This window comes from Pseudomonas sp. GB2N2, from assembly GCF_054897705.1.
Map to the genome: position 1 here is coordinate 1442730 of NZ_CM142701.1, position 15333 is coordinate 1458062.

13 protein-coding genes and 1 pseudogene are annotated in these 15333 nt (G+C 58.6%); 10 read left to right on the plus strand and 4 right to left on the minus strand.

The features are described 5' to 3' along the window. Positions 1-109 precede the first annotated feature (109 nt). Positions 110-2530, plus strand: coding sequence for a UvrD-helicase domain-containing protein (locus tag ACYZT4_RS06620; protein ID WP_461988572.1), 2421 nt, complete (start codon positions 110-112; stop codon positions 2528-2530). 53 nt (positions 2531-2583) lie between these two features. Here ACYZT4_RS06620 and ACYZT4_RS06625 read toward each other — a convergent pair whose 3' ends face one another. Next, positions 2584-2856, minus strand: coding sequence for a DUF1652 domain-containing protein (locus ACYZT4_RS06625; protein WP_150711725.1), 273 nt, complete (start codon positions 2854-2856; stop codon positions 2584-2586). A gap of 211 nt (positions 2857-3067) precedes the next feature. Here ACYZT4_RS06625 and ACYZT4_RS06630 point away from each other — a divergent pair, with 211 nt between their 5' ends. The 5 genes and pseudogenes from ACYZT4_RS06630 to ACYZT4_RS06650 all read left to right on the plus strand — a co-directional run bounded on the left by ACYZT4_RS06630 (position 3068) and on the right by ACYZT4_RS06650 (position 7380). Next, entirely contained in the window at positions 3068-3886 is an 819-nt protein-coding gene (locus tag ACYZT4_RS06630; RefSeq protein ID WP_461986271.1) for a helix-turn-helix domain-containing protein, read from the plus strand. Positions 3887-3936: 50 nt separating this feature from the next. Next, complete coding sequence (locus ACYZT4_RS06635) at positions 3937-5340, plus strand: NAD(P)/FAD-dependent oxidoreductase (RefSeq protein ID WP_461986273.1); 1404 nt, start codon at positions 3937-3939, stop codon at positions 5338-5340. 19 nt (positions 5341-5359) lie between these two features. Continuing rightward, positions 5360-5701: a cupin domain-containing protein gene (locus ACYZT4_RS06640; protein WP_262166214.1), complete on the plus strand. Its 342-nt coding sequence runs from the start codon at positions 5360-5362 to the stop codon at positions 5699-5701. Between the two features lie 47 nt (positions 5702-5748). Beyond that, positions 5749-6834 (plus strand): polyamine ABC transporter substrate-binding protein, encoded by a 1086-nt coding sequence (locus tag ACYZT4_RS06645; RefSeq protein WP_461986275.1) that lies wholly within the window; start codon positions 5749-5751, stop codon positions 6832-6834. 119 nt (positions 6835-6953) lie between these two features. Beyond that, a pseudogene (locus ACYZT4_RS06650) lies at positions 6954-7380 on the plus strand (REP-associated tyrosine transposase). A gap of 122 nt (positions 7381-7502) precedes the next feature. Here the strand turns inward: ACYZT4_RS06650 and ACYZT4_RS06655 are convergent. Further along, entirely contained in the window at positions 7503-7727 is a 225-nt protein-coding gene (locus ACYZT4_RS06655) for a YgdI/YgdR family lipoprotein (RefSeq protein WP_461986277.1), read from the minus strand. A 260-nt stretch (positions 7728-7987) separates the two neighbouring features. Between ACYZT4_RS06655 and ACYZT4_RS06660 the strand changes: the two genes are divergently transcribed. The 4 genes from ACYZT4_RS06660 to ACYZT4_RS06675 all read left to right on the plus strand — a co-directional run bounded on the left by ACYZT4_RS06660 (position 7988) and on the right by ACYZT4_RS06675 (position 14123). Beyond that, the gene (locus tag ACYZT4_RS06660) at positions 7988-9592 is read left to right on the plus strand and encodes a VRR-NUC domain-containing protein (RefSeq protein ID WP_461988574.1); all 1605 of its coding nucleotides are present in this window, start codon (positions 7988-7990) and stop codon (positions 9590-9592) included. Continuing rightward, on the plus strand, positions 9589-11877 hold the full coding sequence (locus tag ACYZT4_RS06665; protein WP_461986279.1) for an ATP-dependent DNA helicase: 2289 nt from the start codon (positions 9589-9591) through the stop codon (positions 11875-11877). The genes ACYZT4_RS06660 and ACYZT4_RS06665 overlap by 4 nt, the downstream gene beginning before the upstream one ends. A gap of 87 nt (positions 11878-11964) precedes the next feature. Further along, entirely contained in the window at positions 11965-13500 is a 1536-nt protein-coding gene (locus ACYZT4_RS06670) for an ATP-binding protein (protein WP_461986281.1), read from the plus strand. 86 nt (positions 13501-13586) lie between these two features. Beyond that, entirely contained in the window at positions 13587-14123 is a 537-nt protein-coding gene (locus tag ACYZT4_RS06675) for a hypothetical protein (RefSeq protein WP_461986284.1), read from the plus strand. Positions 14124-14313: 190 nt separating this feature from the next. Here the strand turns inward: ACYZT4_RS06675 and ACYZT4_RS06680 are convergent, their stop codons facing one another. Then, positions 14314-14787: a hemerythrin domain-containing protein gene (locus ACYZT4_RS06680; RefSeq protein ID WP_461986286.1), complete on the minus strand. Its 474-nt coding sequence runs from the start codon at positions 14785-14787 to the stop codon at positions 14314-14316. A gap of 172 nt (positions 14788-14959) precedes the next feature. After that, a complete protein-coding gene (locus ACYZT4_RS06685) occupies positions 14960-15265 on the minus strand; it encodes a hypothetical protein (RefSeq protein ID WP_461986288.1) in 306 nt (101 codons plus the stop codon). Positions 15266-15333: the final 68 nt, after the last annotated feature.

The following is a 15333-nucleotide window of genomic DNA, read 5'->3' on the forward strand; positions in this document are numbered from 1 at the left end:
CAGACACCATAGCCCGCAACAGCCTCACACCCTGGAGTCAGCCCGCGTGTCGCACAAATTTCCCAACCTTCCCCCCGACCTCCCGCCTGAACTTCGTCCCCTGGCCGAGATGCCGATGCTCAAGCGTCTGGCAGCGCGGTTCTTCGGCCACGGCCTGACCCGATTGCGCGCACAGCACCGGGCGTCCTGGCTGCATGGCCAGGCGGACGGTTTTCGCAGTGGCCACAGCGCCGGAGTGGATTACGGCTATAAGGAAGGCAAGCTCGAAGGGTTGGAGGAAGGTCGACAGGTGTTGCTGATTCGTGACTCGCGTTCGACCGAGCACCGTCCGCCCAACGTTGACGACAACCTGTTCGATGACTGGCGCCTGCCCTTGAGCGCCGAACTGAAGAAGCGTATGAAGGCCGATGTCGCCCGGTTGCTGCCAGCCCATGGCCAGCCGAGCACTGCACAGTGGAAGATGATTTTCAGCGACACGCCATCCACATCAGTGATCGCCGGCGCGGGCGCGGGCAAGTCGACCACCCTGGTGCTGCGTCTGGTACTGCTCACCCAGTACCTGGGCTTCGAACTCGATTCGATGACTGTGGTGACCTTCACCCGGGAATCGCGCAAGGATTTCATCAAGAAGCTGATCGACCTGTTTGCACTGTGGGGACGGGCACTGAGCTTTAAAGAAGCGCGCGCTCTGGTGCGCACCTTTCACTCGCGAATCCTGCCAATGGTGCGCAGCCTTCCAGGTTTCGAGCGGCTGCAGGCTTTCGAAAACCTGAGCAATCGTCCGCAAAACAGCGACGACGAGGGCGACAGCAATCCTTTTGACCTGCGTATCAACGACGCCCAGCGCCAGCAACTCAACGCCTGTTATCACCGTCTGCATACACGGGACGAACGCTTTCGCGAACTGATCAAGCCATTGTCGCGTCATGCCTTGCAGCTCAAGGAGCTGGAGCGTGATCACCCGGACGTGCAAAAGCGCATGGCCGTGACCGAATTGGCGGCCAAACGTGACGAAGAACTGTGCGATTTCATCGAGGATTTGTGGTTTCGCGCGGGTGCATGGCCGATCAAGGGGATCGAGCCTAAACGTCAGACGTTTGATATCAATGGCGCGACGTTTCACTGCCATGGCTACATTCCCAGTCTGGACGCCTGGGTCGTGCTGGGTTTCGATCCGCGGGAAAACCCCCAGATAAGCCGACCGAATGCCAAGCTCGGTGTCCGCGCTGAGTGGGCAGTGAAGCGCACCCTGTTTCAAGCTTTCTGTCGTAAGCCTTTGATATGGATCGATAGTTACGATTCATCAAAGCGCGTTTTGGCATCACTGGCAGGGGATGCCAGTGCCGGGCCAGGATTTGATTACAAGGTCAAGGGTGAGTTGAGTTCTGCGCCGTTGCTCGACTGTTTTGTCGCGGCGGCCGGGTTTATCGAAAACCTGGGCCTGGATGTGCCGAATGCCGTCGGCCAGATGAGTCTCGCCAAGGACGACCCGGACCGGTATTTCTTTGAGGCACTGAGCCTTTACTGGCGCGCATTGGAGGATCATCTGCTGGACCAGAAGCCGCCGGTCATGACCTACAACCGCATGTTTGCCCTGTTCAGCGAACACTCTCCGGAAAACCAGAAACTGCTCAGCGATGATTTGCTGCGACCGCTGTCGCACCTGATGATCGACGAATTTCAGGATGTATCGCCGCAGATCGTTTCCTGGATACGCGCCAGCCTGACGGAAATTCGCAGTCGTGGCCCGGCCATGCACGTGGGGCGTGCGGCACAGCGCTCTTCGTTGTTGTGCGTGGGTGATGACTGGCAATCCATTTACGGCTGGCGTGGCAGTTCTCCGACTTATTTCATGGAGTTCAACAAAGAATTCCCGTCGCCGAGTACCATCAAAGTCATGCTCAGCGACAACTACCGCAGCCACCAGCACATCATCGATGCTGCCGAGCACATTGTTCGCGCGGCACCGGCTATCGCGGGCAAAAAAGCCAAGGCCAGCGGCGAGCCCAAGCCACTGCAAGCGGTCAATGTCCTGGATCGAGACGACCAAGGCATGGCCAAGCGCTTGATGGAGCATTACCGCCAGGGCGATTCAATCTTGATGCTCTATCGAAAAAGCAGCGATAAGCTATTGATAGAAAAGCATATTCAGCCAGTTGTTAATGTTGATTCTAGTTTGCCGTATGAAGCGCGCCGGTTGAAGCAGCTGACGTACCACAGCGCCAAAGGCCTTCAGGCCGATGCCGTTTTCTTGCTGGGGGATTGTCAGCACCTGACCAGCTCACCTTACAAGAACCAGGTTTACCGTATGGCCGGTCTGGGCAAGGCTGGCGACAACGAGGCGTATGACACGGCACAGAAAGACGAGATTCTGCGCCTGGCCTATGTCGGGATCACCCGAGCCGTGAGCCATTGCTATTGGTACGTCGACGGTCTGGACACCCAGGCGGCGAACATGCCGAAGGCTTCTGACCGGATCGGCAGGGGCAAGGCGTATTTTGCCGATCATCGCGCGGGAAAGACCGGTTAAAACCAGGCAATAAAAAGCCCACATAACGTGGGCTTTTTATTGCTGTTGGGCCGTCAGGCATAACTCCTGAGGGCCACCGGTGGAATGAACGACTCAAGCTCATCCTCCACCGCTTCAATGATTCGTTCTACATCCGCGGCATTCATGACAGTTGCACACGGAATACCGGCGATCGCGATCATGGTCTCGCCACTGGCCCGGTCAAACAGACGGGCAATCATGCTGCCCGGTGCGTCCATGCTCGCCTCGAAGCCCATGGGATGAAAATGCCAGCGCATCAGCTGGCAGGCGTTTGGAAAGGTGACCTTACTGAAACCTTTATTCATATGTTGCCCGCCTTCTTCATCGAGCGCTTCCTTTAGCTCATGTTAGGAGGGAAGAGCCTTCGTTGGCTCAACCGGTGACTGCTCTTAAAAGTAGCATCCGCGTGTGAACATAAGGTGGAGTTTTCAGGCCGTTTAGCGATTGATTGCGTTTTTTTTGATTCAGGTCAAAGCGCCATCGTGGCAAGCTCGCAGTTTTCCCGTCGAGACCGCTATGCCTTCCGATGATGATGGTCCGCTGCAAACCCAGGCCACGAGCGAAACGGTCATGCGTTATCACCTGCGCTGGAAGCACCGGGATCTGGATGGGGTCATGGCGCTGTATCACCCGGACGTGAAGTACCACGACTTTTTCCAGAACCGCGCGATGGGCTTGGATGAGTTGCGCGAGTACGTGCGCAGCAGTATGCCGCGCGCCCCCGACGAAGCACTGGAGCATTCCGATCGAATCCGCCTCGACGGCGACACGGCGTTCATTCAATACCGCATCACCCTGCGCGGCGGCGAAGGCCTGGTGTCGTTTCGCGCCAGTGAGGCGATTACCGTCCGCGACGGGCTGATCTGGCGCGTCAACGAATACGCCTCGCTGGTGCATGAGCAACCTGTCAGCAAAACCTCGAGCCATCCGCAGCGCCCGGCGGCCAGTCGGCTCGGGTTGTCGCCGCGTCAGTTGAGCTTCATGGCGCAGGACCTGCAACAGTATTTCGAGCGTCAGCAACCCTATCTCGATCCCGAACTCGATCTGCAGCGGGTGGCGAGGGAATGCGGGTACAGCCGCAATCAGATTTCCTACCTGTTGAACCAGGTGCTGGGCCAGACTTTTTATCGCTACGTGAACCAGGCCCGCTTGCAGCACTTGCTCGCGGCACTGGACAGTGCCACACCGCCGCTGCGGATCGACGATCTGGCGTTTGCCGCCGGCTTCAATTCGCTGTCGGCGTTCTACAGCTGTTTTCGCCAGCACACCGGCCAGTCACCGAAGGCCTATGCCAAACAAATTTCTTTGCGTGCACGCGCGCAAGACAGCCCCTGAGGCCACACACTAGGATCAACGCCATCGAAGTTTGAGTGGCGGAGTCTTGCATGCCGGCGTGGCGCAGTATCAGTTTGTGGATGGATCAGCTCGACGAGCCGTTGCTGGCGCGTCCGGCACTGGAACATGACTTGGAGGTCGACGTCGCCATCATTGGCGCGGGGTACACCGGACTTTGGACCGCGTACTACCTCAAGCGTCTGGCGCCGGGCCTTAACATCGCCATCGTTGAAGCGCAGACCGCCGGTTTTGGTGCGTCGGGCCGCAACGGCGGCTGGCTGATGGGCAACATTCTGGGCGAAGACCGCTTGCTGGCCGATCTGCCTTTTGAACAGCGTCGCGCCTCCTACGATCTCCTGCACAGCATTCCGGATGAAGTCGAGATTGTCCTCGAACGTGAGGGCATTGACTGCGATTACCGCAAGGGTGGGGCACTGTATTGCGCCGCGCGCTATCCCGAACAGGAAGCTAGCCTCCGGCATTACCTGGACAAGCTCTATAAACAGGGCCTGAACGAACGCCATTACCGCTGGCTCAGCCCGGAACAGTTGGCGCAGCAGATCCGGATCGCCAAGCCTTACGGCGGCATCTATGCGCCGCACGTCGCGACCCTGCACCCGGCCAAACTGGTTCGAGCCCTGGCCCGGACGGTGGAGCGCATGGGCGTGCGAATCTACGAGAACAGTGCGGTCAGCCACTGGCAGTCGGGCAGCCTGCGCACGGCGAAAGCCTCGGTGCGCAGCCGCTGGATCGTGCCGGCAGTGGAAGGTTACGCGACCACACTGCCGCCGCTGGGGCGCTATCAGTTGCCGGTGCAAAGCCTGATCGTCGCCACTGAGCCACTGTCGACCGCGACGTGGGACGAAATCGGCCTGAGTCGCGGCCAGGCATTTGGCGAAAGCAGCCGCCAAGTCACCTACGGTCAACGAACGGCGGATAACCGCTTGGTGTTCGGCGCTCGGGGCGGCTATCAGTTCGCCGGCAAGCTGCGTCACGACTTCGACCTGACGACCAACGAAGTGGAATTGCGCCGCTACCTCTTCGGCGAGCTGTTCCCGCAACTCAAGAACGTGCGCATCACTCACGGCTGGGGCGGCAACCTGGGCATGTCCCGGCGCTTCAAGCCCCACATGTTGTGCGATCAGGCCAGCGGTATCGCCTTCTCCGGCGGTTATGGCGGGGAGGGCGTTGGCGCCAGCAACCTCGGCGGGCGGACCTTGGCCGATCTGATTCTGCAGCGCGATACCGAACTGGTTCATCAGCCCTGGGTCATTCGGGGCGGTCTCGGGGCGCTTAAAGCCTGGGAACCAGAACCCTGCCGCTGGCTCGGTTACAACGCGATCATCCGCAGCTTCGTCCACGAAGACCAGACCCTGGCCAACCCGGCGACCGCGCCCTGGCGGCGCAAGGTGGCCAGCGGGGTCGCCGGGTTCATGGAAAGTTTCATGCAGTAAAACATCGACAGGTACGCCCATGAGCATCACGCAATTCAAGAACACCGCAACCCTGAAACTGGACGAGTCGAACCCGGTCGCCGTGCCGTTGGGCACCCCGGTGGCCGTGGCATCCACCACCAGCGTCGAGCGCGACGATGGCGTCGAGACCGGCGTCTGGGAATGCACGCCCGGTCGCTGGCGGCGGCAGATCGTCGCCCAGGAGTTTTGTCATTTCATCCAGGGCCGCTGCACGTTCACCCCGGACGACGGCGAAACACTCCACATAGAAGCTGGCGATGCACTGATGTTGCCAGCGAACAGCCTCGGTATCTGGGACATTCAGGAAACCGTGCGCAAGACCTACGTTTTGATTTTTTGATCCTCTGATTGCCTGCCAACAAAAATAACCCCTACAGGAATCCACTCATGATCCGAAAGACCCTGGCACTGGCCCCGTTGGCGCTCGTCGTGAGCCTCAGCCACGCCGCTGACACTGTGAAAATCTACAACTGGTCGGACTACATCGCACCGGACACCACGAAAAACTTTAAGGCAGAAACCGGCATCGGCTTCAGCTACGACGTCTACGACAGCAACGAAACCCTTGATGGCAAGTTGATGACCGGCAAATCCGGTTACGACGTGGTGTTTCCGTCCAACCACTTCATGGCCCGGCAGATTCAGGGCGGGGCGCTGAAGAAGCTCGACAAGAGCCAATTACCGAACTGGAAGAATCTCAATCCGGTGTTGCTCAAAGCCCTGCAGACCAACGACCCGGGCAACGAGCACGGTTTCCCGTACCTGTGGGGCAGTACCGGGATTGGCTACAACATCGCCAAGGTCAAAGCCGTTTTGGGCGATAACGCGCCCGTGGATTCCTGGGACCTGATCTTCAAACCCGAGAACATGGCCAAACTGCAAAAGTGCGGTGTGGCGATCCTCGACAACGGCCCGGAGCTGCTTCCGGCCGCCCTGAACTACTTGGGCCTGCCGCACCACAGCAAGAACCCGGAAGACTATAAAAAGGCCGAAGTGTTGCTGATGAAGGTCCGACCTTACGTCAGCTATTTCCACTCATCGAAGTACACCAGCGACCTTGCCAACGGTGATATCTGCGTGGCGGTCGGTTTCTCCGGCGACATCCTTCAAGCGGAAAACCGCGCCAAGGAAGCCAAGAACGGCGTGGACATCGGTTATGCAATTCCCAAGGAAGGCGCCGCGATCTGGTTCGACATGGTCGCCATGCCCGCCGATGCCCCGGATGTAAAAGCCGGTTACGCCTTCATGAACTACCTGCTGCGCCCGGACGTCATGGCCAGCATCAGCAACTACGTGCATTACGCTAACGGCAACGAGCAGGCTGACAGCCTGATCGATCCGACGATCAGGAACGACACCAAGGTCTATCCAAGCCCGGAAATGATGGGGAAATTGTTTGCCCTCGAAGCGATGCCGCTGAACATCGACCGGATTCGTACGCGGGTGTGGAACAAGATTCGTACCGGCAGTTGAGGGTTCATAATTTGTAGCCATAGTTGAAAGATGGGCTGGCGGTTAACGCTGTAGATTCCAGGGTTCCTTTTGAGGGATAAGGGGCAAGGGAATGCCCAACCTATACACATGCGGGTCAACTGCGAGTTGGTCGGTTTTATGAGACTGGACTCTCTACTAACGGCTGTCGTTGACCAACGGCAGCCGTTTTTTGCTGATTAGCGATAGGGCAGGTTGGTTGTTCATCAGTTACGTCAAGCCCAGGAAGAGGGCTGGGGCGAGTTCTTGATGGGGGTGGTGATGCCGGATCACATGCATTGCCCGGTGCAGTTGCGCGAGAAAACCTTGGGCGAGCTGATGTGCCGGATAAAATCGCGAAGTAGCCAGGCGGTTAATCAGGCATTAGGACGGCGAGGGCGGCTGTGGCAGAAGGGCTGTCACGATCGAACGGTTCGGCGGGAGGAGGACGTGAAAGATCTTGCACGTTATGTAGTGGCCAATCCGATCAGGGGAGGGTTGGTGACGCGTGTACACGATTATCCGCGTTGGGATGCGTGTTGGTTATAACGTTTTTCACGACTGCTGCGCAGCCGGACGCAGCCTTCGGCAACTGCTACAGGTACATCGTACGCCGCATATTGTTGTAGCAGCTGACGCAGCCTGCGTTCGGCTGCGCAGCAGTCGTCGGCTCAATCTTCCTTGCGCACTGTCGCCACGTCATCGAACTTGACCTTCACCTTCGCCCCGGAAATATCTCTGAATTCGTAAAAGCCATCCTTCGAACTGGCTTTCGGCATGTCCTGGGTCAAATATTGGGTGCCGTTCTGCAGCGTCACGACCGTTGGCGTGGAGCATCCGGCCAGGGCTAACAGGGTCGCCACTGCCAGCGGCAAACCCAGCGTCTTGATATTCATAACCACCTCTCATCCACAAAAAAGCAGTGCGACGGCTTCAATCGCCACTGCACCTCTAACGCGGTTGGTGCGACGGATCGGCAGAAAGTTCGACGGGCCGCGAAAATTTCATGGAATGCGTCGCCGCTGATCCTTTTCCGTTTGCACCGGACAGGGCGTTACTGGTATCTGTACGCATAACCAGTACTCCCTCGCCATGGCCCTGTTTTCCTGTGACTCAAAAACCGCTCGACGATCCGTTCTATTACTTGAACAACTTCATGCAAGTGCTTGATTGGCTTGAACATCGCTATGCCGATGTACTGATTGCCGAGGAGCAGGCGTTCATCCGTGACTTCAATCAGGTCCCCCTAGAATCCAGGGCTTTGCTGGTGCGGATGGTCATGCGCAAGGGCATACATTTTCGCTCGAGTAAATTGCACTACCTCGAAATTGGCGACATCGCCAACGCTGCCGTGCCGTTGCTGGAACTGGGCTGGATTGATGAGCAGGCGCCGCTGCCGCTCGAAACGCTGTTCGAGGTATTGCTCAAGGCAGAAATCCTCCAGTGCTTCAGTACCGCCATCGATCAGCCCAAAGGTAAAAAGGTCGATTGGCTGCCGATCCTGAGCGAGCAGTTTCCCCAACCCCAGCGTTTTTCCCAGTGGTGTGCGCCACTGGAAGACCGACTGTTCAGCCTGACCATCATGAGCCTGTGTGACCGTCTGCGCCTGATGTTTTTCGGCAATCTGTATCAGGACTGGTCGGAGTTCGTGCTGGCGGACCTCGGCATCTTCACCTACGAAAAAGTCGAGTTCTGTGCGGAGTCCCGAGGGCTGCGCAGTCGCGCGGACGTGGATGCCTGCCTGTTTCTTCACACGTGCCAGCAGCGTTTCGAGGGTGGTGAAGTGGTGGCCGAGGTCGTGGAGCAGATCAACGGCCTGACGCTGGACAATCCCTGGTTGCAGAAACGGCGCGGCAAGCTGCTGTTCCAAATGGGTCAGCACTGCGAGCGCATGGCGGATTTCGCCAATGCGCTGAGCATTTACCGCGCTTGTGCCTGGCCCGGTGCGCGGCAGCGGATGATTCGAGTATTGGAGCGCTGCGGCGAGTATCGACTGGCCATGGACCTGGCCACCGTTGCCGGGCAAATGCCGGAAAGCGCGGCGGAACAACAGCATTTGCTGCGGGTTATGCCGAGGCTGCGACGCAAACTCGGTGGGCCGCCGGTGAAACGATCTTCGGCCAAGGGCCTGTATCGCCTCGACCTGCACTTGCCCAGAACCGATCCCGCGCTGTCGGTGGAGTTTTACGTCCAGGCACATCTGGCGGAGGATTGCGCCCCGGTGCATTACGTCGAAAACAGCCTGATCAACTCGTTGTTCGGCTTGCTGTGCTGGCCGGCGATTTTCGCGCCTTTGCCGGGGGCGTTTTTCCACCCGTTCCAGCGTGGGCCGGTGGACCTGCACAATGAAGACTTCCATGCGCGCCGGGCGGAGTTGTTCCAAACCTGCCTCGCCGAACTCGAAGACGGGCGTTACCGGCACACGATCCGGGAACGCTATGTCGCCAAGTGGGGCGTGCAATCACCCTTCGTGTTCTGGGGCGCGCTGAACGAGGAACTGCTCGAACAGGCACTCGATTGCCTTCCGGCCGAGCATCTCAAGCACTGGTTCAACCGCCTGCTGCTGGACATCAAGGCCAACCGCGCCGGCATGCCGGACCTGATCCAGTTTTGGCCGCAGGATAAAACCTATCGCATGATTGAAGTCAAAGGCCCTGGCGATCGCCTGCAGGACAACCAGTTGCGCTGGCTCGAGTTCTGCCATGAACACCAGATGCCCGTTGCGGTCTGCTACGTGCAATGGGCGGAGCAGAGCGCTTGAGCTATAGCATTGCGGTGCGGGCGTTGTGTGAGTTTACCGCCAAGGTCGGCGATCTCGACCTGCGTTTCACACCGTCGCCGACAGCGCTGGAAGGCATTGTCGGTCACCGCACGGTGGCGTCCCGGCGCAGCGAGGGTTACCAGAGTGAAGTTGCACTCGAAGGTCTGTATCAAACGTTAAAGGTCAGGGGCAGGGCGGACGGCTACGACCCGGCGCAAAACTGCCTGGAAGAAGTCAAAACCTATCGCGGGGACTTGACCAGGCAGCCGGCCAACCATCGTCAACTGCACTGGGCGCAGGCCAAGGTCTACGGATGGTTGATGTGCCAGAAACTGGACCTGGCGCAGATCAACGTTGCGCTGGTGTACTTCGACATCGTCAGCGAAAAGGAAACCTGTCTGGTCGAAGCGTTCAATGCTGAAGAACTGCAGGTGTTCTTCGAGCACCATTGCCGGCTGTTTCTGCATTGGGCGGAACAGGAAATGGCCCATCGCGAGGCGCGCAATCAGGGGGCGCAGGCGTTAGCGTTTCCACATGCTGACTTTCGTCCCGGCCAGCGTCACCTGGCTGAGTCGGCGTTCAAAGCCGCCAGTACCGGCCGCTGCCTGATGGCGCAAGCGCCGACAGGGATCGGCAAGACCGTCGGCACGCTGTTCCCGATGCTCAAGGCCCTGGCGCCGCAGCAGCTGGACAAGGTGTTCTTCCTCACGGCGAAAACTCCGGGGCGCAAACTGGCGCTCGATGCGATGCAGGTCATTCTCGACAGCAGCGCCGCGCCACCGTTGCGCGTGCTGGAGATGATTGCCCGGGACAAGGCTTGCGAATACCCGGACAAAGCCTGCCACGGCGAATCCTGCCCGTTGGCCCAGGGTTTCTACGACCGCTTGCCGGCGGCGCGTCAGGCCGCCAGCGAGTTGACGCTGTTGAGCCAGAGCGCCTTGCGCGAGGTGGCACTTGAACACGAGGTCTGTCCGTACTACCTGAGCCAGGAAATGGCCCGCTGGGCCGATGTGGTGGTCGCCGACTACAACTACTATTTCGACTTCAGTGCGCTGCTGTTCGGGCTGGCCCAGGCCAATAGCTGGAACGTCGCGGTGCTGGTGGATGAAGCGCACAATCTGGTGGAGCGCGGGCGTCAAATGTATAGCGCCAGCCTTGACCAGGCGGCCCTCAACGGCGTGCGCAAAACCGCTCCCGAGCCGTTGAAGAAAGCCCTGCAGCGGGTCAATCGTGAATGGAACGCCCTGCACAACCTGCAACTTGCGCCGTATCAGGCCTACGACAGGCCCCCGGAAAAACTGCTCCAGGCCGTGTCGTCATGCACCGCCAGTATCGGCGACTACCTCAACGATCACCCGCAAGGCCTGGACAGCGCTTTGCAGAACTTCTATTTCGAGATGCTGCAATTTTGCCGGGTTGCGGAACTCTTCGATGAGCAGTTCCTGTTTGATATCAGCAAGCGCGACCTCGACCGCCAGCGCAACCTCTCACAACTGTGCCTGCGCAACGTGGTGCCCGCCGGGTTCATCCGCCCACGGCTGACGGCAGCACGCAGCACCGTACTGTTTTCCGCGACCTTGAGCCCGCGTCATTACTACGCGGACCTGCTCGGGACGCCGGCGAATACTGTCTGGATCGATGTTGAATCACCGTTTCATGCAGACCAGTTGCAGGTGCAGATCGTCAGCCAGATTTCGACGCGGTTTGTGCATCGACAGTCGTCCCTCGCGCCCATCGTCGAGCTGATTGCCCGTCAGTTCAATGAGCGTCCCGGCAACTACCTGGCGTTTTTCAGCAGCTTCGATTACTTGCAGCAAGTGGCGCAGTTACTGGCCAAGACGCATCCACACATCCCGCTGTGGTCGCAATCGCGGGGCATGGGTGAAGGGCAGCGTCAGGACTTTCTCGATCAATTTACCGCGTACAGTCAGGGCGTCGGCTTCGCGGTCCTTGGCGGGGCGTTTGGCGAGGGCATCGATTTACCCGGAGCCCGCCTGATCGGCGCCTTTATCGCCACCCTCGGCCTGGCGCAACTCAACCCGGTCAATGAACAGTTGAAACACCGTATGGCGGCGATTTTCGGCGCCGGCTACGACTACACCTACCTTTATCCCGGCGTGCAGAAAGTGGTTCAGGCGGCGGGGCGGGTGATTCGTACCCAACAGGATCAAGGCGTTGTGATGCTCATCGATGACCGGTTTGGCGACAGCAAGGTCAAGCAACTGCTGCCACGCTGGTGGGCAATCGGAACTCACGCCGGTGCAACGACCCTGGAGGCAACCTGACCCACGCGCGCGAGGGAGCGTTTTCGTGCTGTCGAATTTTTCGCTTTGTCCCATACTTCATGAAAACAGTCTTGCCGTGAGGGCTCAATGAGCGGAGATCGAACCAAAGCCAACGCCATGGACGACGGGCGCTTTCGCCTGTTGATCGATGCGGTGATTGACTATGCGATCTACATGATTGATCCGGACGGCATCGTTTCCAGCTGGAACGCGGGTGCCAAGCGTTTCAAAGGCTATGAGGAAGCCGAGATTATCGGCCAGCACTTTTCGCGTTTTTATACCCCGGAAGATCGCGAGGCCGGCGAACCACAACGCACACTGAGCATTGCCGTGCGCGACGGGCGCTTCGAAAACAAGGGCTGGCGGCTGCGCAAGGACGGCACACGATTCATGGCGCATGTCGTGGTCGATCCGATCTGGAGCGACACCGGCACGTTGCTCGGTTTCGCCAAGATCACCCGGGATATCACCGACGCGACGATCGCCCAGCAGACCCTTGAACAAACCCGCGAAGCGCTGTTCCAGGCGCAAAAAATGCAGGCCATCGGGCAACTTAGCGGCGGGATTGCCCACGATTTCAACAACCTTCTGACGGTGATTCTTGGCAATCTGGAGATCGTGCGCAAGCGCGTGGGCGAGGACCCGAAAATCACCCGGTTGCTGGATAACGCTACCCAGGGCGCCATGCGCGGGGTCTCGCTGACCCAGCGTATGCTGGCGTTTGCCCGGCGCCAGGAACTGAAGACCGAATCCGTCGAGCTACCGACGCTGGTGGAAGGCATTACCGGGCTGCTGCGCAGTTCCCTCGGGCCGTCGGTGGTATTGGAAACCGTGTTCACGGAAGCGGTCGAACCGGTTATTGCCGACATTAACCAGCTCGAACTGGCAGTCCTGAACCTGGTGACCAACGCCCGCGACGCGATGCCCCATGGCGGAAAGATCCTCATCAGTGCGAGGTCCGAAGACGCCCGCGATCATGCTTCGCTCACGCCAATGTCCGGCCGCTACGTTTGCCTGAGCATTGAAGATTTTGGGGAAGGCATGGACGACGCCACCCTTGCCGTGGCGATGGACCCGTTCTTCACCACCAAAGGGGTCGGTAAAGGCACGGGGCTGGGACTGTCGATGGTGCACGGCTTCATCGAGCAACTGGGTGGGCGGTTCATTCTCAAAAGCCAGAAAGGCGAGGGCACCACGGCGCAATTGTGGATTCCTGTCGCGACGCATGGGGCGGTGGCCAAGCCTGTTGAGGAGGACGCAGCGCCGCCGGTGCCGCGCTTGTGTGTGCTGGTGGTCGATGACGATAGCCTGGTGCTGACCAGTACCTGCCTGCTGCTCGAAGACCTGGGGCATCGAGTGATCAGTGCGGTGTCCGGTGACCAAGCGCTGGCCGTGTTCGACAGTGACAAGGTGATCGATCTGGTCATTACCGACATGGCGATGCCACAGATGGACGGCGCGCAACTGGCGCAGGCCATCAGGACGCTCAAGCCGAACCTGCCGATTATCCTTGCCACGGGTTACGCCGAACGGCTGGAAGGCTTTGCGACGAGGCTGCCACGCCTGTCCAAACCGTTCACCCAACTCAACCTGGTGGACATCATTGCGTCGACGATGAAGTGAATCGCACGAGCTTCTAGCGGGGTTAATCCGGCTGAACTTGTCGGCGAGCGTTTCTTCTAAACGCTTTAGACCACTGTGTGATGCCCGTGCCAAGAATACTGACTGAAGCCCCTGCCGAGGAGACCCTGACCGAACACAACGCCAAGATGTTCGGTTCGCCCAAGGAACGCCTGGATTTCTACCGCCGGGAAATCCAGTACGAAACCAGCATTCTGGCCAACCGCACGGACGCCTACCTGGCGGCGCAATCGTTTCTGGTGATTGCCTTTGCGTCGTGCATGTCCAATCTCAATCCCGAGTGGGGCAAGCTCTTCACGCTGGTGGTGCCGCCGTTTCTGGCGTTGTTGGGACTGCTCAGCTCGCTTAACGCCTGGCCGGGTATCCGCGCGGCGTACGACATTATTGATCACTGGCATTTCAAGCAGAGTGAGTTGCTGCGCAGCGAACCGTTCATGGGACTGGCTTACGACGAGTCGCCGTTGTTTAGCGAAATGGAATCGTCCCATAAGGGTTACCGCAAATCGCTGCTGTTCTCAGTGCGCACGCCGTGGATCTTTGCGACCTTTTGGGTGTTGCTGGGTATGTATGCGGTTTACATTCAGGTCACGAACCCGGGTGGGTGACTGACCCCACGAATTCCCCCTCATTTGTAGGAACCTGCTTGCTGGCGATGGCGTCTATGCAGCCAATGCAGCTATTGGCTGAACCACCGCCATTGCCAGCAAGCAGGCTCCAACGTGGGTTCCGGGATCAGGCGTCTTGCAAAAAAAGGGCCCAGTAAATACCGGGCCTTTTTTGTGTCCGCTAAATTGATCAAGCCGCCATATTGGCGCTCATCTCTTTTTTATACTGAGCCTTCATGGCCTCCATCTGCGCGCCCATCTCGTCCAGCGTCGCTTTGCCCAACAGCTTCCTGGCCTGAGGAAACATCTCCGTTTCTTCTTCTTCGATGTGATGCTCCAGCAGTTCTTTGACCACTTTCACCCGACCAGAGAATTCCGGGGTGGATGGATCGGTCAGTTTCAAATCTGGCAGCACCAGCGAATCCACGGTGCGATGCTCTTCCTTTGCCTCGTAATACATGACGTCCTGTTCCTTGCCACCGGCTTCCTTGAACGCCGGATAGAGGATTTCCTCTTCAAGGCGGGTATGGATGGCAATCTCCATTTCCAGCTTCGCCAGCAGTTCGGTGCGTTTCTTGATGCCGCGATCGGTGGATTCGCTGAGTTGGGTCAGGATGCTTTTTACGCGGACATGGTCAGCTTCTAACAGTTCGATGGCGTTCATGGTCGAGTCTCTCAAGTAGTCACGGGGGTGTGCGCAAACGGTCTCAAGGCCGAAGGTCGCTCCTGGTCATGGAGCATTTGTCGTGCCTGATGAGTTACAACGTTAACCGCCTTGAAAATCAACAACTTGAAAAGTCTGATGGCCAAATGCACTCATGCAGGCTGCATGAGTCTTAAATTTGACTCATGCAGTTCGCGGTCTCGCCGGTTGCCTGAGTCGGTGAAGGCACCGACAGCGGAATCGGCGGGAAATCTTCGTTCAGTACCTGCAAGTGCTCGATTGCTTCCTGGAACTTCAGATCAGCTTTCCTGCGTATCGCCTGATAGCGGTCAAACAACTCGCCATCAAGATCACGGTCTTCCAGCATTTCAAAGGCACTGCGGCTCAATGCCTGGGCATCTTCGAACATCTGACGGTTACGCTCCAGAGCGAAGGCCCGGCAGGCTTTGATTTCATTGCGAGTGGAATACTGAATCATGACCAGCACCTTGAATGTCCAGGTTCTATGGATGGGGATCGACGCCACGGAGGATAAAACCGGGCGGG

Coding starts and splice junctions, on each gene's coding strand:
- ACYZT4_RS06685 (WP_461986288.1), bottom strand. CDS start 15,265: ATGATTCAGTATTCCACTCGCAATGAAATCAAAGCCTGCCGGGCCTTC.
- ACYZT4_RS06625 (WP_150711725.1), bottom strand. CDS start 2,856: ATGAATAAAGGTTTCAGTAAGGTCACCTTTCCAAACGCCTGCCAGCTG.
- ACYZT4_RS06660 (WP_461988574.1), top strand. CDS start 7,988: ATGCAAGTGCTTGATTGGCTTGAACATCGCTATGCCGATGTACTGATT.
- ACYZT4_RS06680 (WP_461986286.1), bottom strand. CDS start 14,787: ATGAACGCCATCGAACTGTTAGAAGCTGACCATGTCCGCGTAAAAAGC.
- ACYZT4_RS06620 (WP_461988572.1), top strand. CDS start 110: ATGCCGATGCTCAAGCGTCTGGCAGCGCGGTTCTTCGGCCACGGCCTG.
- ACYZT4_RS06655 (WP_461986277.1), bottom strand. CDS start 7,727: ATGAATATCAAGACGCTGGGTTTGCCGCTGGCAGTGGCGACCCTGTTA.
- ACYZT4_RS06645 (WP_461986275.1), top strand. CDS start 5,749: ATGATCCGAAAGACCCTGGCACTGGCCCCGTTGGCGCTCGTCGTGAGC.
- ACYZT4_RS06640 (WP_262166214.1), top strand. CDS start 5,360: ATGAGCATCACGCAATTCAAGAACACCGCAACCCTGAAACTGGACGAG.
- ACYZT4_RS06630 (WP_461986271.1), top strand. CDS start 3,068: ATGCCTTCCGATGATGATGGTCCGCTGCAAACCCAGGCCACGAGCGAA.
- ACYZT4_RS06670 (WP_461986281.1), top strand. CDS start 11,965: ATGAGCGGAGATCGAACCAAAGCCAACGCCATGGACGACGGGCGCTTT.
- ACYZT4_RS06635 (WP_461986273.1), top strand. CDS start 3,937: ATGCCGGCGTGGCGCAGTATCAGTTTGTGGATGGATCAGCTCGACGAG.